Here is a 20,416-nt window from a genome sequence, read left to right on the forward strand (position 1 = left end):
CCGTGTGAACGAGCGGGACATCCGGATCGGCGACGCGGAGCGCGAGCACGCGCTCGAACTGCTCGGCACGCACCTCGGCGAGGGGCGGCTGAGCGTGGACGAGTACGGCGATCGCTCCGCCCGCGTCGCCACCGCGAAGACCCGCGGCGAGCTGTACGCGCTGTTCGGCGACCTGCCGGAACCGCGGCCCCGGTTCGCCCAGGTCGAGCCGCCCGCCACGGCCGCGCCGGCCAAGCAGGGCTTCGGGCTGGACTTCCGGGTGGGCAGCGCGGCCCTGACGGCGGTCGCGATCATCAGCGTGGCGTTGTTCTTCCTGGCCAAGACGCCGTTGGTGTTCCTGCTGATCCCGATCGCGGTGCTGCTGATCGGCCGAACGGGCAGGCGGTGAGCGCTCCGTCGCTGCTGCTGCTCGACCTGGACGGCGTGCTGCGGCGGTTCCCGCCGGACGGGCCGATCGAGGACGAGTTCGGCTTGGCCCGCGGCACGTTGGCGCGGGTGTCGTTCTCCCTGGCCGGTCCCGCGACCGCCGGCCGCGCCACCGACGAGGAGTGGCGCGCGGCCGTGCGCGAGCGATTGGTCGACGAAGGGCTCCCACCGGCACGTGCGGCGGACGCCGTGGCGGCGTGGACCCGCACCGGCGAGGTGATCGGCGAGGCGCTGGACCTGGTGCGGTCGGTGCGCCGGCGGTGCCGGGTGGCGTTGCTGTCCAACGCGACCGACCGGCTGCCGCGCGACCTGGCGGCGCTGGGGTTGGACCGGGAGGTGGACGCGGTCGTGTCGTCCGCGCGGATCGGGGTGGCGAAGCCGGCGCCCGAGGCGTTCCGGCGCGCGTTGCGGGTGCTCCAACACTCGCCGTCGGGGACGTTGTTCTGCGATGACAACGCGGTGAACGTTGCCGCGGCGCGGACCGTGGGCATCGACGCGGTGCACACGCCGGACTTCCCTTCGCTGCACGGGGCCGTGGCGTCACGCGGCCTGCTGGACGAGGGCGCGGGCGGCGGTCCGGAGCGTGCCGCCGGGCCGTTGGTGCTGGTCCTGCACGAGCGTGACGACGCGAGGAAGCCGCACGGGAGCTGCGCGCGGCGGGCTGGTCGCCGTGCTCGGTGCACAAGGACGTGCTGGCGGGCGAGGACGACCTCGAAGACGCCGACTGGGTGGTGGAGTTGGCCACCGGTCCCGACGACCAGCCCGCGTCGGCCCACCGCGGCCTGCTCGAAGACCTGGCCGCACGTTACGACGGGTTCGTGACGGACTAGTCTGCGCGGCCATGGAGGCCGTCGAAATCAACGCGGGCGAGTTCTACCTGCGTCAACTCCGCGCCGACGACCGCATCGACGACCGGGTGGCGTTGGTGGCGGGCGGCCTGCACGCCGACCTCGACGCGGCGGGCGCGCACATCGCCGAACGCGCGGACCAGTGGCACACCGGGGAATCGTGTTCCTGGGCCGTGTGCGACCAGCTCACCGGCACGGCCGTCGGCGAGATCTCCCTGTCCCGCACCGGTGAGCTCGACTGCTGGACCACGCCCGACCTGCGCGGCAAGGGGATCGCGACGCACGCGACCGAGGCCGTGCTGCGGTTCGGCTTCGGGTTCCTGGACCTGCCGCTGATCACCGCCAGACCCCCGGACGACGCGGCCCGGCGCGTCGCCGTGAAGTGCGGCTTCACCGCCGAGGGTCCACTTGGCGTGTGGACACGGCTACGGTAGGTCGTCATGAGGGGTGCTCGGGTGGTCGCCGCCACGCTCTGCGCGTTGGCGATGGCCTCCTGCACGCCCATCACGGAGAAGAAGGCCGACGGCCGGGTCGACGAACCGCTGCCCGCCACGACGACCACCGCGCCGTCGTTGCCGCCGAGGCCGCGTGAGCTGCGGTTGGACGACGTGGACCCGTGCGCCGTGCTGTCGCCCGAGCAGCGCGTGGAGCTGAACCTGGACAACCCGCCCAGCGCATACGTGGAAGCGAGCTTCGGCAACGCGAAGGCGTGCACCATGCGCAGCAACATCAGCGGGAACGTCGTGCGGCTCGCCCTCGTCACAGTGGAGGGTGTCGGCGTGTGGCTCAGCGAGAACGCGCAGGTCCACGCCGAGCGGACGACGGTCTCGGGTTTCCCGGGGCTGACCATCCGCACGCCCGGCATGGAGCACGTGTGCAACGTGGAGGTCGACGTCGCGGAGGGGCAGTTCCTCGACGTGATGTTCCGCGACGGCGGTAACGAAACGGCGGTGAAGCAAGACACTCTGTGCCAAGGGGCGCAACGGGCGGCAGAAGCGGCGGTAGCCGGTTTGCTGCAACGGCGCTGATCCACGCGGGGGATGTCGGGTCCACCTACTCCCCGCTGTCGGACCGTGTGGCTAGAGTGACCTTGCGCGAGCACCGCACGACGCGTGACGGGAACGAGGAAGGCGGGAGGTCGTCCATGCCGTCGGAAGACCACGGCCGTGGCGCCGACACGGGCTCACCACCGCCCTTGTCGCACACGCTGAACGTCGCGCCGGAGGCGATCCCGAGCCTGCGCAGCGCGTTCTCCGGCGCGTTGAGCAGGCTGGACGAGCAGATCGAGCTGGCCATCACCGAGGTCAGGGTCCGCCCGTGGGCGGGCGACCCGGTGAGCCAGGACGCCGCGGAGCGGTTCAACGAGCGGTCGCTCGAATCGGGCGACTCGGCGCTGATCGCGTTGGAGAACTACCAGCGGCAGCTCAAGTCGGCCATGGACGCGCTCACCCTGGTCGAGCAGCAGTACCAGTCCATCGAAGACGACAACACCGGGTTGATGGGACAGCAGGGCGGCCGCTGAGCGCCCGGCGCAGGCAAGGGGAGCGTTCATGCCCGATGGACACCGCTGGAGCGGGTACAGCCACGAAGAGCTGTACGAGCAGATCAACGCGGGGCCGGGGCCCAAGGCCTCGCACGCCTCGATGGAGCGGTGGCAGGGCGTTTCCGCCGCGTTGACCGAGATCAACGCCGAGCTGCACGCCGGCGTGCTGCGTTCCGGGGCGACCTGGGAGGGCTCGGCCGCGGACAAGGCCCGGACGGGCATCAACCCGCTGGCCGCGTGGGCGGACGACGCCCGGGCCGGCGCGGAGGTCATGCGCATCTCGGCCGAGCTGCAGGCCGACTACATCGCCAAAGCGCGCTCGGACATGCCGCCGCCGGTGAAGGTGACCGCGGAGGAGCCGAACCTGCTCGTCACCGCGTTGACCAACCTGGTGGGCGGGCAGACCGACTACGAGGCGCAGGAGAAGGCGAAGAACGCGGCGGAGCAGCGCGCGCGTGAGGTGATGACGACCTACGCCTCCAGCACGTTCTCCAACACCAGCACGTTGGGGCAGTTCCACCAGCCGCCGCAGCTGGTGATCAGCGCGCCCGAGGTGGTGCGCAACGACTCGGCGGGCGTGTCGGCCCCCGGTTGGGGGTACGGCGGTCCGCGCGGTGGGCGTGGCGGCGGTCGTGGTGGGTGGCGTGGCGGCCGCGGCGGTGGTCGTGGCGGTTACTCGACCTCGCGTCCCGTGACGCAGCCCTCGGTCGGCGGTGGCGGTGCTTCGACGGGCACGTCGAGAGCCTGGGCGCCGGGGTCGACCACGCCGTCGACGGTGACGTCACCGGCGTCGACCTCGGGGCCCGCGACGTTCGGGCCGGGTGGCGTGCTCGGTGGCGCGGCCGGCCAGCCGGACAAGGACCGGCGCAAGTCGTCCTCGTCTTCGCCTTCGTCGGAGACGCCCGACACGACGAACGGCCAGCACGCCGGTGGTGGCGGTGGCGGTGCCGGCGGGAACCAGCAGCAGCAGCTGCTCCCCGGCGCGAACGGATCCCTGCCCGTGCCCGTCGGCACGACCACGGCCAGCTCGGCGGAGTTCGGCGCGTTCGCGACGGCCAACGCGCAGCACGCGGCGACGACGGCTCCCGGCTCACCCGGCTCGATGCTCGGTGCGGGTGGCCAGGTGGGCGGCAACGACACCGTGCACAAGCGCAGCACGCCCGCGGCGGCGCAGCCCGCGTTCGACCCGTTCGGCGGTCTGAGCGGCGCGCGTGGCGCGGAAGAGGAAGAAGACGCCACGCACGACGCCGCCGACTACCTTCGGCAGACGGACGACATCTACGGCCTCGGCGGGACCATCTCGCCTCCGGTGATCGGGGAGAGCACCACCCACTGATGACGACGTTCGGCTTGGACCTCGGCAGCAACGACCTGCGTGAACCCGTCACGATCTCGGCCCTGGAGTTCGACGTGCTCTGGGAGCACCTGCGGCTGGAGACCATGCCGCTGGTGCTGAAGGTGCCGTCACCGGGCAAGACGCACGCCGAACGCGCCGAGCTGGAGCAGCGGGCGTGGGCGGAGCTGGACCGGCGCGGGCTGGGCCGGCCGGTGTCGCTGGACCCGATGCTGGAAGACCTGCTGCACCTGCTGAACCGGCCGCAGCAGGAGGTGGACGGGCGGCTGTGGTTGGGGCACAGCGTCCGCGTGCTGGCCGCCGCCAAGGGGCAGTCGGGCGTGCTGGCCGTGCTGGCCCACGACCAGCTGACCCTGCGCCCGGCGTCAGCCGAGGGGTTGGCCCGGGAAGCCCTGTCCGTGCTGCCCCCGCTCCAGGCCGGTCCCGGCCACTCGGTCACGCTGCCCAGCGCCGACCTGGACGCCGCCGCCGCGACGTCGGCCACCCCGGACGACCTGCAGCAGGCCCTGCTGGCGCGCGGCATCCGTGCCGAGGACGCCCGCACGCTGGCCGACATGTTCCGTGACGCGGGCAACCGCGGCCAGTTCGGTGCGGCGAGCCGTGACAAGTGGGGCAAGCGCGTCCGCCAGGACCACGTGGTCTCGTTCTTCGACACCCCTCAGGGCCGCTACATCCAACTGCGCCGCGCCACCCCGGGCCAACAACCCTGGAGCACCGTCTCCCCCGTCGACTCCCGCCGCCTCCTCCACCACCTGGAATCCCTCACCACCCCGTGAGTCCAACACTCACGCCGCGAGAGTCCTACGTTCAGCACCCCTGAATTCAACGCTCAGACATCTCGGCTTCCCACGATCAGGTGAACCGTGTACGGGATCAGGGGTCTCGGCACTCGGTTATGCATGATCGAACTACCTCCCGGCCTTCACGGTGCCTACCCCCGCACGCGCCTGCACGACCACATCGGACCGAAAGCGCTGAGCCGTGCGATCCACGACGGCCACCTGGTCAACTACTGCCGCACTGTCGTCATCCAGCGCGAACGCATGGCGAGCCTGCACACCCGTGCCGCCGCCGCGCTGCTCATGGCCGGCCCGGACGCCGTGCTGACCGACCACACGGCGGCGTGGCTGCACGGTTGCACGGCCGCCGAGACCAACCGGGTGCACGTCCTCCTGGACTACGACCGCAGGCTCCGTCCCCGCCGGGACGTCGCCGTCCACTACCACCAGTACGACCCGGCGGACGTGGTCGAGGTCGACGGCCTGCGGTGCATCGTGCTCGACTACGCCATCGCCGACCTGCTCTGCCGCGCACGCCACCGTGCCACGGCGCTGGCCTGCGCGGATCAGGCCCTCGGCGCTCTTCCACCGCAGCAACGTGCGGCGTTCAAGGCCGATCTCGCCGTGCGCATCGCGACCCGGCGTGATCATCGGGGGCGACGGCAAGGCGTGTTCCTCCTGGACCTCGCCAGTGGCCTGCCCGAGTCGCCGGCGGAGAGCACGTTCCTGCTCACGATCGCCGACGCCGGCTTCCCGCTGCCGGAGCTGCAGTACTCGATCCGCGACTTCGACGACCGTGAGGTCTGGCGGCTGGACTTCGCCTGGCCGGACGCCCGCGTGGCCGTGGAGTACGACGGCTACGCGGCGCACGTCGACAGGGCCGAGGCCGACCAAGCCCGTGACGAGGACTTGCGGCGGCGCGGCTGGAAGGTGCTGCGGGCCGATGCCTCGGACCTGCGCAACCCCACGCGGCTGTTCCGACAGCTGAGTGTTGAACTCGGGGGTCCTGAACGTAGGACTCACGCGTTCTGGGTGTAGGACTCACGCGCGCTGAACGTAGGACTCACGCGGCGCGAGCGTAGGACTCTCGCGGGGGTCAGGGGCCGATGCCTTGGCAGGGGCGGGTGCGCAGGTCGGCGACGTAGTCGTCCGGGGCGCCGGCGGCTTCGGCGGCGTCGGCGACCACGCCGATGTAGCGGGCCGACGGCAGACCGCCCTCGTAGGCGTCCAGGACGTAGAGCCAGGCGGTCACCGAGCCTTCCAGGGTTTGGACGCGGAGGCGGATCTTCTTGTAGAGACCGAGCGCGCCTTCCCAGCGGTCGAGGCGGGACTCGTCACGCGGGCTCACGTCGTAGAGCACGCAGAACACCTGCGAGTCGGGGTCCTCGACGATGGTGGCGAGCGCGCCCTCCCAGCCCAGGTCCTCGCCACCGAACGTCAGACGCCATCCGGCGAGCCACCCGGTCCCCGCCATGGGGGAGTAGGGGGCTCGCTCCATCATCTGGTTCGGGTCCATGTTGGACCCGTACGCGGCATAGAGCGGCACGACGACAGCCTAGCGACCTCGCGATCACGGTGAGGTACCAGAAGACCGGACGACGCACTCCGACACCCGACCGCGTACGGTTACCAGCGGCTGCAACCGGCGCAAACAGCGCCGAAGACCACGAGGAGGACGTGTCGTGACCCGCATCGTCATCATGGGCGGTGGCCCCGCAGGTTACGAGGCGGCACTGGTCGCGGCCCAGCACGGGGCCGACGTGACCATCCTGGAGCGCGAGGGCCTCGGCGGCGCCTGCGTGCTCTACGACTGCGTGCCGTCCAAGACGTTCATCGCCTCCGCCGGGGGCCGCAGCGCCTTCCGCAACGCCGGTGAGCTGGGCATTCGCACCGACAACGCGGAAGCGGCGGTGGAGCTCCCGGTCGTCCACGGACGGGTGAAGGGCCTGGCGCTCGCCCAGTCCGCCGACGTCCGCGCCCGCCTCCAGCGCGAGGGCGTGCGGATCATCACCGGCACCGGCCAGTTCTGCGACAACGCCAAGGGCCTCGCCCAGCACGAGGTGTCGGCCGTCACCGAGGACGGGTGCGAGGTCCTCCCGGCCGACGTGGTGCTCATCGCGACGGGCGCGACCCCGCGCGTGCTGCCCGGCGCCGAGCCCGACGGCAAGCGCATCCTCACCTGGCGGCAGATCTACGACCTCCCCGAGCTGCCCGAGCACCTGGCCGTCATCGGATCGGGTGTCACCGGTGTGGAGTTCGCCTCGGCGTACACCGAACTCGGCGTGAAGGTGACCATGGTCTCCAGCCGCGACCGGGTGCTCCCGCACGAGGACGCCGACGCGGCCGTGGTGCTGGAGGACGTGTTCGCCGAACGCGGCACCGCCGTGATCAAGCACGCCCGCGCGGAACGGGTCGAGAACGTCGGCGACGGCGTCCTGATTCACCTGGAAGACGGTCGCACGATCGAGGCCAGCCACGCCCTGATGACGGTCGGCTCGGTCCCGAACACCACCGACATCGGCCTGGAGAAGGTCGGCATCGAGCTCGGCCGCGGCGGGTACATCCCGGTCGACCGGGTGTCGCGCACGAACGTCGCCGGCGTCTACGCGGCGGGCGACTGCACGGGCCTGCTGCTGCTGGCCAGCGTCGCCGCCATGCAGGGCCGCATCGCCATGTGGCACGCGCTGGGCCAGGGCGTGAGCCCGATCCGGCTCAAGACCGTCGCCGCGAACGTGTTCACCAACCCCGAGATCGCCTCCGTCGGCATCAGCCAGCAGGCGATCGACTCCGGCGAGGTGCCCGCCCGCACGATCATGCTGCCGCTGGCCACCAACCCGAGGGCCAAGATGGAGGGCCTGCGGCGCGGTTTCGTCAAGCTCTTCTGCCGCCCGGCCACCGGCGTCGTCATCGGCGGCGTGGTCGTCGCGCCGAACGCCAGCGAGCTGATCCTCTCGATCACGCTCGCCGTGCAGAACCAGCTGACCGTCGACGACCTGGCGACCACCTTCTCGGTCTACCCGTCGCTGACCGGCTCGATCACCGAGGCGGGCCGCCAGCTCATGCGCCACGACGACCTGGACTGACGCACGCGGGCAAGGGGGCGTCGCCCGAGGACGACGCCCCCGCGGCGTCACTCGACCCAGTCGAACGTCCTGGTCACGGCCTTCTTCCACTGCCCGTACGTGCGGTCGCGGGCCTCGTCGTCCATCGCCGGGTCCCACTGCTTGTCCTGCGCCCAGTTCTGCCGGATGTCGTCCTCCGACTCCCAGAACCCGACGGCCAACCCCGCCGCGTACGCCGCGCCCAGCGCCGTGGTCTCGTTGACCACCGGCCGGATCACCGGCACCCCCAGGATGTCGGCCTGGAACTGCATCAGCAGCTCGTTGAGGACCATGCCGCCGTCGACCTTCAACGACTTCAGCGGCACGCCCGAGTCGGCGTTCATCGCGTCGATCACCTCACGGGTCTGGAACGCCGTGGCCTCCAGCACCGCGCGGGCCAGGTGGCCCTTGTTGACGAACCGGGTCAGCCCGACGATCGCGCCCCGCGCGTCCGACCGCCAGTACGGCGCGAACAGCCCGGAGAACGCGGGCACGAAGTACGCGCCGCCGTTGTCGGGCACCGTGCGGGCGTGCTCCTCGATCTCGGCGGCCGTCGAGATCATGCCGAGGTTGTCCCGCAGCCACTGCACCAACGACCCCGTGACGGCGATCGAGCCCTCCAGCGCGTACACCGGGGCCTGCGAGCCGATCTTGTAGCACACGGTCGTGAGCAGCCCGTTCTCGCTCATGACCTTCTCGGTGCCGGTGTTGAGCAGCACGAAGTTGCCGGTGCCGTAGGTGTTCTTGGCCTCGCCCGGCGACAGGCACGCCTGCCCGAACGTCGCCGCCTGCTGGTCGCCGAGGATGCCCGCGATCGGCACGCCCGCCAGCGCGCCGCGCTCGCGCACCTTGCCGTACTCCTCCGACGACGACCGGATCTCCGGCAGCATCGACAGCGGAACGCCCAGGTCCGCCGCGATGCCCTCGTCCCACTGCAACGTGTCCAGGTCCATCAACAACGTGCGTGAGGCGTTCGTCGGGTCGGTGACGTGCACGCCGCCGTTCACCCCGCCGGTCATGTTCCACAGCACCCAGGTGTCCATGTTGCCGAACAGCAGGTCACCGGCTTCGGCACGCTCCCGGGCGCCCTCCACGTTGTCCAGCACCCAGCGGATCTTCGGCCCGGAGAAGTACGTGGCCAGCGGCAACCCGGTCTTGTCCCGGTACCGCTCCTGGCCGCCGCCCAGCGCCGCCAGCTCCTGGCAGATGCGGTCGGTGCGGGTGTCCTGCCACACGATCGCGTTGTAGACCGGCTGCCCGGTGGTCCGGTCCCACACGAGCGCGGTCTCGCGCTGGTTGGTGATCCCCACGGCCGCGATGTCGGCGGTGGTCAGGTCCGCCTTGGCCAACGCACCCGCCGCGACCTGCCTGGTGTTGGTCCAGATCTCGTTCGCGTCGTGCTCGACCCACCCGGCCCGCGGGAAGATCTGCTCGTGCTCCTTCTGGTCGACGGAGACCACGCGGCCCGAGTGGTCGAAGATCATGCACCGGGTCGACGTCGTGCCCTGGTCGATCGCGGCCACGTACTTCGTCATGCGCTGGAGTCCTTTCAGACCGGGAGAACCAGGTAGAGGAGACCGGCGAGCAGGCCGCCGAGCAGCGGTCCGACCACCGGCACCCAGGCGTAGCCCCACTCGGCGCTGCCCTTGTCGCGGATGGGCAGGATCGCGTAAGCGATGCGCGGCGCGAGGTCGCGGGCGGGGTTGATGGCGTAGCCCGTGGGTCCACCGAGCGAGGCGCCGATGCCGATCACGACGAACGCCACGCCCGCGTAGCCGAGCGCGGAGTTGCCCAGCTGCGGCACGCCGTCCGCCGTCTCCTTCGCCGCCGGGCTCAGCAGCACCCACGCGACCAGCGCGAACGTGCCGATCACCTCGGTGACGACGTTCCAGCCGGCCTTGGGGATGGTCGGGCCGGTGCAGAAGATGCCGCGCGTGCCCGCCGGGTCGTCGTGCGCGTCGAACTGCGCCTTGTAGGCCAGCCAGGCCAGCACCGCGCCGAGGAAGGCGCCGACCATCTGACCGGCGAAGTAGACGGGGACCTTGTCCCAGGGGGTCTTGTCCGCGACCGCCAGTCCCAACGTCACCGCGGGGTTGAGGTGGGCGCCGCTCGGCGCGGCGATGCTGGCGCCCGCGAAGACCGCGAACCCCCAGCCGATGTTGATCAGGAGCCAGCCGCCGGCGTGGCCCAGCGTGTCCTTCAGGACGACGTTCGCGACGACACCCGCACCCAGCAGGATCAACATCGCGGTGCCCAGCGATTCCCACACGAAGATCGAGCCACTGCTCACTCGCCGACCTCCTCGCTCTCACAGGAGGCAGCGCAGTCCGGGTCCGGCGGCGCTGCCCACCCCACGATGCCCGTTGACGCTAGTTCCGGCCTGATCAGTTGTCCACGGGTGGCGTACCGGCGGGTAACGTGGTCGAGTCAGACCTGGTCCGCCAGCATCAGGGAGGCGTTCGAGTGGTCACGCGCAGGCAGTACCCCGCCACCGCCGGCCGGCTGGGACCGCAGGAGCGCTCGCAGTCCTGGGACCGGCTCGGTGCGGAGACGTTCGACCTGGTGATCATCGGGGGCGGCGTGGTCGGCGTCGGCGCCGCGCTCGACGCCGCCACCCGCGGCCTGCGAGTGGCCCTCGTCGAGGCGCGCGACCTGGCCTCGGGCACCTCCAGCCGCTCGTCCAAGCTCTTCCACGGCGGCCTGCGCTACCTGGAACAACTGGAGTTCGGCCTGGTCCGCGAGGCACTGCGGGAACGCGAACTGATGCTCACCCGCCTCGCGCCGCACCTGGTCAAACCGGTCTCGTTCCTCTACCCGCTGACCCACCGGGTGTGGGAACGCCCCTACACCGCCGCCGGCCTGCTCATGTACGACACGATGGGCGGCGCGCGCTCCGTCCCGGGCCAGAAGCACCTGACCAAGGCGGGTGCGCTGCGCCTCGTGCCCGCCCTGAAGCCCACCGCGCTCGTCGGCGGCATCCGCTATTACGACGCCCAGGCCGACGACGCCCGCCACACCATGATGGTCGGCCGCACGGCGGCCCACTACGGCGCGGTCGTGCGCACGTCCACCCAGGTCATCGGCTTCCTCCGCGAGGCCGACCGGGTCTCCGGCGTGCGCGTCCGCGACGTCGAGGACGGCCGCGAGACCTCCGTCCGCGCCCACGCCGTGATCAACGCGACCGGCGTCTGGACCGACGAGCTGCAACGCCTCTCCGGCAGCCGCGGCCGCTTCCGCGTGCGCGCCTCCAAGGGCGTCCACATCGTCGTCCCCCGCGACCGGATCGTCTCCGAGTCCGGCCTGATCCTGCGCACCGAGAAGTCGGTCCTCTTCGTGATCCCCTGGCGAAATCACTGGATCGTGGGAACGACCGACACCGACTGGAACCTCGACCTCGCCCACCCGGCCGCCACCAGGGCCGACATCGACTACATCCTCGACCACGTCAACGAAGTGCTCGCGACCCCGTTGACGCACGACGACATCGAGGGCGTCTACGCCGGCCTGCGCCCCCTGCTGGCCGGCGAGAGCGAGTCCACCTCCAAGCTGTCCCGCGAGCACGCCGTCGCCCGCGTCGCACCGGGCCTGGTCGCCATCGCGGGCGGCAAGTACACCACCTACCGCGTCATGGGCGCGGACGCCGTGGACGCCGCCTCCGTCGACCTCCCGGGCCGCATCCAGCCGTCGATCACCGACAAAGTTCCCCTGATCGGGGCCGACGGCTACCACGCCCTGGTGAACCAAGCCGACCAACTGGCCACCCGCTACGGCCTGCACCCCTACCGCGTGCGCCACCTGCTGGACCGCTACGGCTCGCTGGTCCACGAGGTGCTGGAGTCCGCCGACGCCGAACTGCTCAAACCGGTCCCCGGCGCACCCGACTACCTCCAGGTGGAAGTGGTCTACGCCGCCTCGCACGAAGGCGCGCTCCACCTCGAAGACGTCCTGACCCGCCGGACCCGCATCTCCATCGAATACCCCCACCGGGGCGTGGAGTGCGCCCTGCCGGTCGCGCGCCTGATGGCCGGCGTCCACGGCTGGGACGACGCCATGATCGCCCACGAGGTCGAGGTCTACACGGCCCGCGTCGACGCCGAACGCGCCTCCCAAACGGAACCGGACGACCAAGCCGCCGACGCCGTCCGCTCCTCCGCACCGGAAGCCCGCCCGGAAATCGTCGAACCGGTCAGCTGACCGCCGGCCCCGACCGACCGCCCTTCCCCCAGGAGGAAGGGCTCCGTGGCATCCTGCCGACCTGGCTACGCCAACGCCGCCAGCGCCGCGTGCACCATCACCCTGACCCCGACCAGCAACGCGCGCTCATCCAAGTCGAACCCGGGCTGGTGCAGATCCTTCTGCTTGCCTACCCCGTCCCAAACACCCAACCGGGCGAACGACCCGGGCACGTGCTCCAAGTACCACCCGAAGTCCTCACCACCAGACGACTGCTCGGTCCCGGCCAGCGCGTCCTCACCCAGCGCCGCCTCGACCCCGGCCCTCAGCAGCATGGTGCTTTCCCGGTCGTTCACCACGGGCGGCACGCCCCGCCGGTGGTGCAGGTCGAACCCGACCCCGGTCGGCGCCAGCAACGCCCCGACCAGCTCCTTGATCAACGGCTCCAGCTCGGCCCAGATGTCCCGGTCACCGGTCCGCAGCGTCCCCCGCAGCACGCCGTCCTGCGGCACCGCGTTGGGAGCCTCGCCGGCGTGCACGGCCCCCCACACCAGCACCGTCCCCGACCTGGGGTCGACCCGCCGCGACAGCAACCCCGGCAACCCGGTGATGACCGTTCCCAGCGCGTGCACCAGGTCCGCGGTCAGGTGCGGCCGCGAGGTGTGCCCGCCGGGTGACGTCAGCCGCAGCTCCAGCATGTCGCTGGCCGACGTGATGGCCCCGATCCGCGTGCCGATCCGCCCGACCTCCAGCCGGGGGTCGCAGTGCAGGCCGAAGATCCGCTCCACGCCGTCGAGCCCACCGGCCGCCAGCACGTCCAGCGCACCGCCGGGCATGACCTCCTCGGCGGGCTGGAACACCAGCCGCACCCGTCCGGGCAGCTCGGTCGCCGACGCCAGCGCCAGCGCCGCGCCCAGCAGCACGGCGGTGTGCGCGTCGTGCCCGCACGCGTGCGCCACCCCGTCCACAGTGGACGTGTACGGCGCGCCGGTGTTCTCCGGCAGCGGCAGCGCGTCGATGTCGGCCCGCAGCGCCACGCACCGCGGCCCGGAGCCGACGTCGCACACCAGACCCGTCCCACCAGGCAGGATGCGCGGCTTCAACCCCGCCGAACGCAGCAGGTTCGCGATAAGCTCGGTGGTCGCGTACTCGTGCCGCGACAGCTCCGGGTGCGCGTGGATGTGCCGTCGCCAGGCGACGACCTCGGAGGCGTTCGCCACCAGCCAGTCGTCCAGCCACGAGGGTCCGCGACCCTCACCGGGATCATCCACAGGGGCAATGCTGACCCCGCGATCGGTCAACAGCACCTCGGCACCCTCCTCCGGCAGACGCGAGTCCAGGACCGTCATGCCACACCCGCCAGCAGTCGAGAACGCTGCTCACCGTCGGTGGCAGCGGAAATTGTGGTCCAGGCGAGGGCGAGTGCCCCGTCGAGCACAGCTCGGTCGGCCGAAGCCGAGGCACAGGCGGTCGCGAACTCGAGTTGGTGGTTCACCGCGTCTCCGCAGTCGATGGCGATGGTCGGGTGGATGGCCGGCAGCGCACGGGTGATGTTGCCCATGTCGGTGCTGCCGATCTTCTCCTTGAGCTCCTCCTCGGGGCTCAACGGACGCCGGCCCAGCTCGGTCGCGGCACGCCGGTAGGCGTCCGCGAGCCAGGGGTCCGGGCTCAGCTCGGCGTACACCGGCGAGACCTTCACGACCTCGTGGGTGCAGCCGGTGGCCACCGCGCCCGCCTCGAAGCAGCGGTTGATCCGCTCCTCCAGCCGGCGCAGCGACTCCAGGTCGTCGGCGCGCAGGTCGAACATGGCCGACGTGCGCGCGGGCACGATGTTGGGCACCGCGCCGCCGCGCGTGACGATGCCGCTGACCATCTGCCCCGGCTCCAGGTGCTGGCGGGCGAGCCCGATGGCGACCTGGGCGACGGTGATGGCGTCGGCGGCGTTCACCCCGAGGTGCGGCGCGGCGGCGGCGTGCGACGGCTTGCCGGTGTAGTGGACCTCGACGTCGGTGATGGCCAGCGATCGCGCGGCCACGGCCTCGTAGGGGGCCGGGTGCACCATCATCGAGAACGCCACGTCGTCGAATACCCCGCGTTCGAGCATCAGCACCTTGCCGCCGCCGACCTCTTCGGCCGGGGTGCCGATCACCCGGACGGTGAGGCCGAGCTCGTCGGCCAGGTCGCGCAGCGCGAGGGCCGCTCCGGCCGACGCCGCCGCGATGACGTTGTGCCCGCACGCGTGGCCGATCTCGGGCAACGCGTCGTACTCGGCGCACAGCCCCAGGACCAGCTCGCCGGAGCCGAACGACGCGGTGAACGCCGTCTCCAGGTCCGCGACACCGCGTTCGACCTCGAAGCCCTCGGCGGCGAGCAGGTCGGCGACCTTGGCGGCGCTGCGGTGCTCGGCGAACGCCTGCTCGGGCTCCGCGTGGATGCTGCGGGAGAGGTCCACCAGCGCAGTCGAGTACCGCTCGACGGCCGAGCGTGTGCTCATCTTGAAGTCGGTACCCATTTGCGTCCATCCTGCATCACGGTCCGGCGGGCACGTCGCACCCCTGGTTGATCAACCGGCAGCCGGTCGCGGGGATGCGCCAAGCGGTGCACGATTTTCGGTCAGACCGATCAAGCCGCGCACGGCCTGCACGTCCGCGCCGGTCATGCTAAAAGGCGACCACATGCCGCCGGAGTATTCCCACCCTGTGGGAAACCCTTGTGCGGATCACCCGGACTTGCGCCCGGCCTTCCACTTCGACCACCGCTTCTTGTTCCGCCAGTACACGAGGGCGAACAGCAGCACCGCGATACCGCCGATCCACAACTTCCTGCGGGTCTCGTCGCCCGTCGCGGGCGCGGGCTGCTGCTCCTGCGGCGCGTTGAGGTCGGGACCGGGCGGCACGGTGCCCTCGGGCTGGATCGTGCCGCCGGGCGCGAGCGTCTCCGTGGGCTGGGCGGCCAGGTGGGGCGCTGTCGTCACGGCGGCCCCTGTGCCCGACACGGTGAACACACCGGCCAGCACGAACAGGCACACCGCGAGCACAGATCGCCACATGGTCGCCAAGCCTAGCTACCACCCTTCGTGGTTACCACTGTCAGTGGTCATCCGAACCGGTTTTCGCTCACTTGCCGTGAACGAGCCGTCACCGGCCCTCGTCCGACCGGAAGGCTTCGAGGATCCGCTCCGCCGCCAACGTCGCCGTCAGCCGGCCGTCCCGCACCTGCGCCTCGACCTCGGGCACCACCGACCGCACCGCCGCCGCCGACCGCAGCGCGGTGAGCAACTGGTCGTTGACCATCGCCCACGTCCAGTCGACCTGCTGCCGACGGCGCCGCTCGGCCAGCTCACCGGCCGCCTCCAGCGCCTCCCGGTGCTTCAGGACCTGGTCCCACACCGCGTCCAGCCCGGTGCCGTCCAGCCCGCTGCACGTCAGCACGGGCGGGTGCCACACGGCGTCCGGCGGGCGCAGCAGCCGCAACGCACCCGCCAGCTCGCGGGCCGCCTTGCGGGCGTCCAGCTCGTGCGGGCCGTCGGCCTTGTTGACCGCGATCACGTCGGCCAGCTCCAGCACGCCCTTCTTGATGCCCTGGAGCTGGTCGCCGGTGCGGGCCAGGGTCAGGAACAGCGAGCAGTCCGTCATGTTCGCCACCGCGACCTCGGACTGGCCGACGCCGACCGTCTCCACCAGCACCACGTCGTAGCCCGCGGCCTCGACCAGAACGATCGACTCGCGGGTCGCCTTGGCCACGCCGCCCAGCGTGCCGGAGGTCGGCGACGGCCGGATGAACGCCGCCGGGTCGACCGCGAGCCGGGCCATCCGGGTCTTGTCGCCCAGGATCGAGCCGCCGGTGCGGGTGGACGACGGGTCGACCGCCAGCACCGCCACCCGGTTGCCCCGGGCGGTCAGCATCGAGCCGAACGCGTCGATGAACGTCGACTTGCCCACGCCGGGCACGCCGGTGATGCCGACCCGGTGCGCGCCGCCGGCGTGCGGGAGCAGCTCGACCAGCAGCTCCTGCGCCGCCGCGCGGTGGTCCGGCCGGGTCGACTCGACCAGCGTGATGGCCCGCGCCACCGTGCCGCGGTCGCCCGCGAGCACGCCCTTGGCGTACTCGCCGACATCGACCCGCCTAGCCATCTCGTCCCGGCTGGTCGACGGCCTCGTGCCCGAGCTGCTCGGACAGCTTGCGCAGCAGGTCGCCCGCCGCGTCGGCGATCACCGTGCCGGGCGGGAAGATCGCCGCCGCGCCCGCGTCGCGCAACGCGTCGAAGTCCTGCGGCGGGATCACGCCGCCGACGACGATCATGATGTCGTCCCGGCCCATCTCCGCCAACGCCGTGCGCAGCGCGGGCACCAGCGTGAGGTGCCCGGCGGCCAGCGACGACACCCCGACGATGTGCACGTCCGCCTCGACGGCCTGGCGCGCGACCTCGTCCGGGGTCTGGAACAGCGGGCCGACGTCCACGTCGAAGCCGAGGTCGGCGAACGCGGTCGCGATCACCTTCTGGCCGCGGTCGTGCCCGTCCTGGCCCATCTTGGCGACCAGGATGCGCGGCCGGCGGCCCTCCGCCTCGGCGAACGCCGCCACGGCCTCCCGCGTGGCCTCCAGGTTCGACACCGAACCCGCCTCCTCCCGGTACACGCCGGTGATCGTGCGGATCTGCGCGGAGTGCCTGCCCCAGACCTTGCCCAGCGCCTCGGAGATCTCGCCGACGGTCGCCTTCGCCCGGGCCGCCGAGATGGCCAGCTCCAGCAGGTTGCCGTCGGAGCCCGCCGCCCGCGTCAGCGCGTCCAACGCCGAGTCCACAGCGGACTGGTCGCGCTCTTCGCGCAACCGCGCCAGCTTCGCCAACTGCTGCGCGCGCACCCCGGCGTTGTCGACCTTGAGCACGTCGATCTTCTCGTCGACCTCGACCTGGTACTTGTTCACGCCGATCACCGGCTGCCGGCCGGAGTCGATGCGCGCCTGCGTGCGCGCCGCCGCCTCCTCGATGCGCATCTTCGGGATGCCCGCGTCGATGGCCTGCGCCATCCCGCCCGCGGCCTCGACCTCGGTGATGTGCGACCACGCTCGGTGCGCCAGGTCGTGCGTGAGGCGTTCGACGAAAGCGCTGCCGCCCCACGGGTCGATCACCCGCGTGGTGCCGGACTCCTGCTGGAGCAGCAACTGGGTGTTGCGGGCGATGCGCGCGGAGAAGTCCGTGGGCAGCGCCAGCGCCTCGTCCAACGCGTTGGTGTGCAACGACTGCGTGTGCCCCTGCGTGGCGGCCATCGCCTCGACGCACGTGCGGGCGACGTTGTTGAACACGTCCTGCGCGGTGAGCGACCAGCCGGAGGTCTGGCAGTGCGTGCGCAGCGACAGCGACTTCGGGTTGCGCGCGCCGAAGTCCTTCACCAGCTTCGCCCACAGCAGCCGGGCGGCGCGCATCTTGGCGACTTCCATGAAGAAGTTCATGCCGATCGCCCAGAAGAACGACAGCCGCGGCGCGAACGCGTCGATGTCCAGCCCCGCGTCCCGGCCCGCCCGCAGGTACTCCACGCCGTCCGCGAGCGTGTAGGCGAGCTCCAGGTCGGCCGTCGCGCCCGCTTCCTGCATGTGGTAGCCGGAGATCGAGATGGAGTTGAACTTCGGCATCCGCTGCGAGGTGAACGCGAAGATGTCGGAGATGATCCGCATGGACGGCCGCGGCGGGTAGATGTAGGTGTTGCGGACCATGAACTCCTTGAGGATGTCGTTCTGGATGGTCCCGGCGAGCTGCTCGGGCGCCACCCCCTGCTCCTCGGCCGCCACCACGTACAGCGCCAGGACCGGCAGCACCGCGCCGTTCATGGTCATCGACACGCTCATCCGGTCCAGCGGGATGCCGTCGAACAACTGGCGCATGTCGTAGATCGAGTCGATGGCCACGCCCGCCATGCCGACGTCGCCCGCCACCCGCGGGTGGTCGGAGTCGTAGCCGCGGTGGGTGGCCAGGTCGAACGCCACCGACAGGCCCTTCTGGCCGGCCGCGAGGTTGCGCCGGTAGAAGGCGTTGGACTCCTCGGCGGTGGAGAACCCGGCGTACTGCCGGATCGTCCACGGCTGGTTGACGTACATCGTCGGGTACGGGCCGCGCAGGAACGGCGCGATGCCCGGGTAGGTGCCCAGGAAGTCGAGGCCCTCGGTGTCGGCGGCGGTGTAGACGGGCTTGACGCCGATGCCCTCGGGCGTCTCCCACGTCAGCGCGTCCGCGCCCTTCCCGGTGGCCTCTTGCACGGCGGCCTGCCACCGCGCGGCGTCCGCGGTGGTCGTGGGCTCGCCCAGGTCGACGTCGGCGAAGTTCGGGATCATCGCTGGACTCCAAGGGCGTCGAACGTGTGCTCCAGCACCTCGAGCGCCGGGCAGCCGGTGTACACGTACTCGTCGATCTCCGCGTCGGACTTCCGGCCCGCCAGCAGGACGCGTTCCGCGCCCGCTTCGCGCAGCGCTCGCGCGACCGGCGCGGCCAGCTCGGCGTAGCTGCTCTCGCTGCCGCACAGGCACGCGATCCGCGCGCCGCTCTCGCGGAACTTCGCGACCACGTCGTCCACGGCCTCGGTGGGTCCGGCGTCGGGCGTCTCGATGCCGCCCGCCTGGAACAGGTTCGCCGCGAACGCGGCCCGCGCGGTGTGCGCGGCGACCGGGCCGAGCGTGGCGAGGAAGACCCTCGGCCGCTGCGGGCTCGCGTCCGCCGCGTCCCGCAGCGCCTCGAAGTCCTGCGCGTAGCGGATGCGCGGCAGCCCGCCACCCGGCTCCTCGGGCGCGCGCTCGCGCACGACCGGCTGCTCGTCGAGGTTCGGGAACTCGCTGACGCCGGTGAGCGCGTCGGTCCGGTCGGCCAGGTTCGCCCGCCGCCGTTCCCAGGTGGCCGCGATCCGGTCGCCGACCAGGTCGAACGCCTTCGGCAGCCCACCGGCGGCCTCGATCTCCCGGAACCACGCCCACGCGGAGCGCGCCAGGTCGTCGGTGAGCCGTTCGACGTACCAGGAACCGCCCGCCGGGTCGATCACGCCGGCCAGCTTCGACTCCTCCAGCAGCAACGACTGCGTGTTGCGGGCGATGCGCCGGGAGAAGTCGTCGGACAGGCCGATCGCGTGGTCGAACGGCAGCACGGTGACGGCGTCCGCGCCGCCCAGGCCCGCGCCGAAGCACGCCACGGTGGTGCGCAGCATGTTCACCCACGGGTCGCGGCGGGTCATCATCGCGGGCGAGGTGACCGCGTGCTGCAGCTGCGGGCTCGGCGCGCCCGCCACCTCGGTGACCCGCGCCCAGAGCCGCCGGGCGGCCCGGAACTTGGCGATGGTGAGGAACTGGTCGGCGGTCGCCGCGTACCGGAACTCCAGCAGCCGCGCGGCCCGCGCGACGTCCAGCCCGGCCTCGGTCAGGTGCCGCAGGTAGGCCACGCCGGCCGCGAGGGACGCGCCGAGCTCCTGCGCGTCGGAGCCGCCCGCCTCGTGGAACGGCAGGCCGTCCACCACGACCAGGCGCAGCTCGGGGAACTCGCGGGCCTTGCCCAGCAGCTCGGTCACGGCCGCGAGGTCGGCGGGCTGTCCCGTGCGGGCCCGCACGCCCAACGGGTCCGCGCCGACGTTGCCCCTGACCTCGCCCGCCAGCACCGGCCGCTGGTCCCAGACCCGCAGCATGGCCCGGCCGGCTTCGAGGAAGTCCGCGCCCGCGTCCACGACGACCGGCGCGAGGTCCAGGTAGACGTCGGCCAGCACGTCGTCGTACGACGCGGGGTCGAGCCCCTTGAGCCACAGCGACGTGACGCCGTTCTCCAGGTCGGCCATCACCGCCTCGCGGTCGGCGACCCGGTGCTGCTGGCGGACGTCCCAGCCCTCGACCGCGCCCTGCGGCCGTCCGCCGCGGGTGAACGGGGCCAGGCCGGGGAAACCGGCGTCGGGCACCTGGTCAGCCGCGGTGTACAGCGGCTGCACGTCGATGCCGTCGTAGGTGGTGGTGATCAGCGACCCGAAGTCCGCCCCCGACTTGCGCAGCACGCCCTGGACCAGGTCCAGCCACTGCTCGCGGTCAGGGGTGGGGAACTCGGCGGCCAGCGCCAACTCGCCTGACGGCTCCATCATGCTCCGCAGTGTTACTCACCAGTAGTACGACGGCTATGTGAGGTTCACCGCCGTGAACGATGCAGACGCCAGTCTTCCACGCTGGTGAATGAT

Annotated in this window: 19 protein-coding genes; 10 read left to right on the plus strand and 9 right to left on the minus strand. The window is 71.7% G+C overall.

Annotation, left to right across the window (positions count from 1 at the left end; all coding sequences use genetic code 11):
• The first annotated feature begins 4 nt into the window (after nt 1-4).
• From LZG04_RS31980 to LZG04_RS32015, 8 genes are all read left to right on the plus strand, one after another.
• Nucleotides 5-388, plus strand: a complete 384-nt coding sequence (locus tag LZG04_RS31980) for a DUF1707 domain-containing protein (protein ID WP_233824082.1) — start codon at nt 5-7, stop codon at nt 386-388.
• On the plus strand, nt 385-1,248 hold the full coding sequence (locus LZG04_RS31985; RefSeq protein ID WP_233824084.1) for an HAD family hydrolase: 864 nt from the start codon (nt 385-387) through the stop codon (nt 1,246-1,248). The genes LZG04_RS31980 and LZG04_RS31985 overlap by 4 nt, the downstream gene beginning before the upstream one ends.
• A gap of 19 nt (nt 1,249-1,267) precedes the next feature.
• Entirely contained in the window at nt 1,268-1,708 is a 441-nt protein-coding gene (locus tag LZG04_RS31990) for a GNAT family N-acetyltransferase (protein ID WP_233824086.1), read from the plus strand.
• A 6-nt stretch (nt 1,709-1,714) separates the two neighbouring features.
• Nucleotides 1,715-2,302, plus strand: coding sequence for a DUF3558 domain-containing protein (locus LZG04_RS31995; RefSeq protein ID WP_233824088.1), 588 nt, complete (start codon nt 1,715-1,717; stop codon nt 2,300-2,302).
• A 116-nt stretch (nt 2,303-2,418) separates the two neighbouring features.
• Nucleotides 2,419-2,796 carry a transcriptional regulator gene (locus LZG04_RS32000; RefSeq protein WP_233824091.1) on the plus strand — a complete coding sequence of 126 codons (378 nt, stop codon included), beginning with the start codon at nt 2,419-2,421 and terminating at the stop codon, nt 2,794-2,796.
• A gap of 28 nt (nt 2,797-2,824) precedes the next feature.
• On the plus strand, nt 2,825-4,153 hold the full coding sequence (locus tag LZG04_RS32005) for a PPE domain-containing protein (RefSeq protein ID WP_233824093.1): 1,329 nt from the start codon (nt 2,825-2,827) through the stop codon (nt 4,151-4,153).
• Entirely contained in the window at nt 4,153-4,947 is a 795-nt protein-coding gene (locus tag LZG04_RS32010; protein ID WP_233824095.1) for an ESX secretion-associated protein EspG, read from the plus strand. The genes LZG04_RS32005 and LZG04_RS32010 overlap by 1 nt, the downstream gene beginning before the upstream one ends.
• 123 nt (nt 4,948-5,070) lie before the next feature.
• Nucleotides 5,071-5,988 carry a DUF559 domain-containing protein gene (locus LZG04_RS32015; protein WP_233824097.1) on the plus strand — a complete coding sequence of 306 codons (918 nt, stop codon included), beginning with the start codon at nt 5,071-5,073 and terminating at the stop codon, nt 5,986-5,988.
• 58 nt (nt 5,989-6,046) lie between these two features.
• Here the strand turns inward: LZG04_RS32015 and LZG04_RS32020 are convergent, their stop codons facing one another.
• Nucleotides 6,047-6,496, minus strand: a complete 450-nt coding sequence (locus LZG04_RS32020) for a gamma-glutamylcyclotransferase family protein (protein WP_033429064.1) — start codon at nt 6,494-6,496, stop codon at nt 6,047-6,049.
• Nucleotides 6,497-6,632: 136 nt separating this feature from the next.
• On the opposite strand from LZG04_RS32020, the gene LZG04_RS32025 reads away from it, so the two are divergent.
• Nucleotides 6,633-8,033: an NAD(P)H-quinone dehydrogenase gene (locus LZG04_RS32025; protein ID WP_233824099.1), complete on the plus strand. Its 1,401-nt coding sequence runs from the start codon at nt 6,633-6,635 to the stop codon at nt 8,031-8,033.
• A 47-nt stretch (nt 8,034-8,080) separates the two neighbouring features.
• Here the strand turns inward: LZG04_RS32025 and glpK are convergent, their stop codons facing one another.
• Together glpK and LZG04_RS32035 are read right to left on the minus strand one after the other, a co-directional pair.
• Complete coding sequence (glpK, locus tag LZG04_RS32030) at nt 8,081-9,586, minus strand: glycerol kinase GlpK (protein ID WP_233824101.1); 1,506 nt, start codon at nt 9,584-9,586, stop codon at nt 8,081-8,083.
• A gap of 14 nt (nt 9,587-9,600) precedes the next feature.
• A complete protein-coding gene (locus LZG04_RS32035) occupies nt 9,601-10,341 on the minus strand; it encodes an MIP/aquaporin family protein (RefSeq protein WP_233824103.1) in 741 nt (246 codons plus the stop codon).
• A gap of 173 nt (nt 10,342-10,514) precedes the next feature.
• Between LZG04_RS32035 and LZG04_RS32040 the strand changes: the two genes are divergently transcribed.
• Entirely contained in the window at nt 10,515-12,245 is a 1,731-nt protein-coding gene (locus LZG04_RS32040; protein WP_233824105.1) for a glycerol-3-phosphate dehydrogenase/oxidase, read from the plus strand.
• A gap of 65 nt (nt 12,246-12,310) precedes the next feature.
• Here LZG04_RS32040 and LZG04_RS32045 read toward each other — a convergent pair whose 3' ends face one another.
• From LZG04_RS32045 to LZG04_RS32070, 6 genes are all read right to left on the minus strand, one after another.
• Nucleotides 12,311-13,573 carry an amidohydrolase gene (locus LZG04_RS32045; protein ID WP_233824107.1) on the minus strand — a complete coding sequence of 421 codons (1,263 nt, stop codon included), beginning with the start codon at nt 13,571-13,573 and terminating at the stop codon, nt 12,311-12,313.
• Nucleotides 13,570-14,736 (minus strand): M20 family metallopeptidase, encoded by a 1,167-nt coding sequence (locus LZG04_RS32050; RefSeq protein WP_374202932.1) that lies wholly within the window; start codon nt 14,734-14,736, stop codon nt 13,570-13,572. Before LZG04_RS32050 ends, LZG04_RS32045 begins: the two co-directional genes overlap by 4 nt.
• 207 nt (nt 14,737-14,943) lie before the next feature.
• Entirely contained in the window at nt 14,944-15,273 is a 330-nt protein-coding gene (locus tag LZG04_RS32055; RefSeq protein ID WP_233824111.1) for a hypothetical protein, read from the minus strand.
• A gap of 88 nt (nt 15,274-15,361) precedes the next feature.
• Nucleotides 15,362-16,357, minus strand: a complete 996-nt coding sequence (meaB, locus tag LZG04_RS32060) for a methylmalonyl Co-A mutase-associated GTPase MeaB (protein WP_233824113.1) — start codon at nt 16,355-16,357, stop codon at nt 15,362-15,364.
• Nucleotides 16,350-18,551, minus strand: a complete 2,202-nt coding sequence (gene scpA, locus LZG04_RS32065; RefSeq protein WP_233824115.1) for a methylmalonyl-CoA mutase — start codon at nt 18,549-18,551, stop codon at nt 16,350-16,352. The genes meaB and scpA overlap by 8 nt, the downstream gene beginning before the upstream one ends.
• Complete coding sequence (locus LZG04_RS32070; RefSeq protein ID WP_233824223.1) at nt 18,548-20,320, minus strand: methylmalonyl-CoA mutase family protein; 1,773 nt, start codon at nt 20,318-20,320, stop codon at nt 18,548-18,550. The genes scpA and LZG04_RS32070 overlap by 4 nt, the downstream gene beginning before the upstream one ends.
• Between the last annotated feature and the right edge of the window lie 96 nt (nt 20,321-20,416).

This window comes from Saccharothrix sp. S26 (genome assembly GCF_021390395.1).
In the GTDB taxonomy this organism is placed as follows: Bacteria; Actinomycetota; Actinomycetes; order Mycobacteriales; family Pseudonocardiaceae; genus Actinosynnema.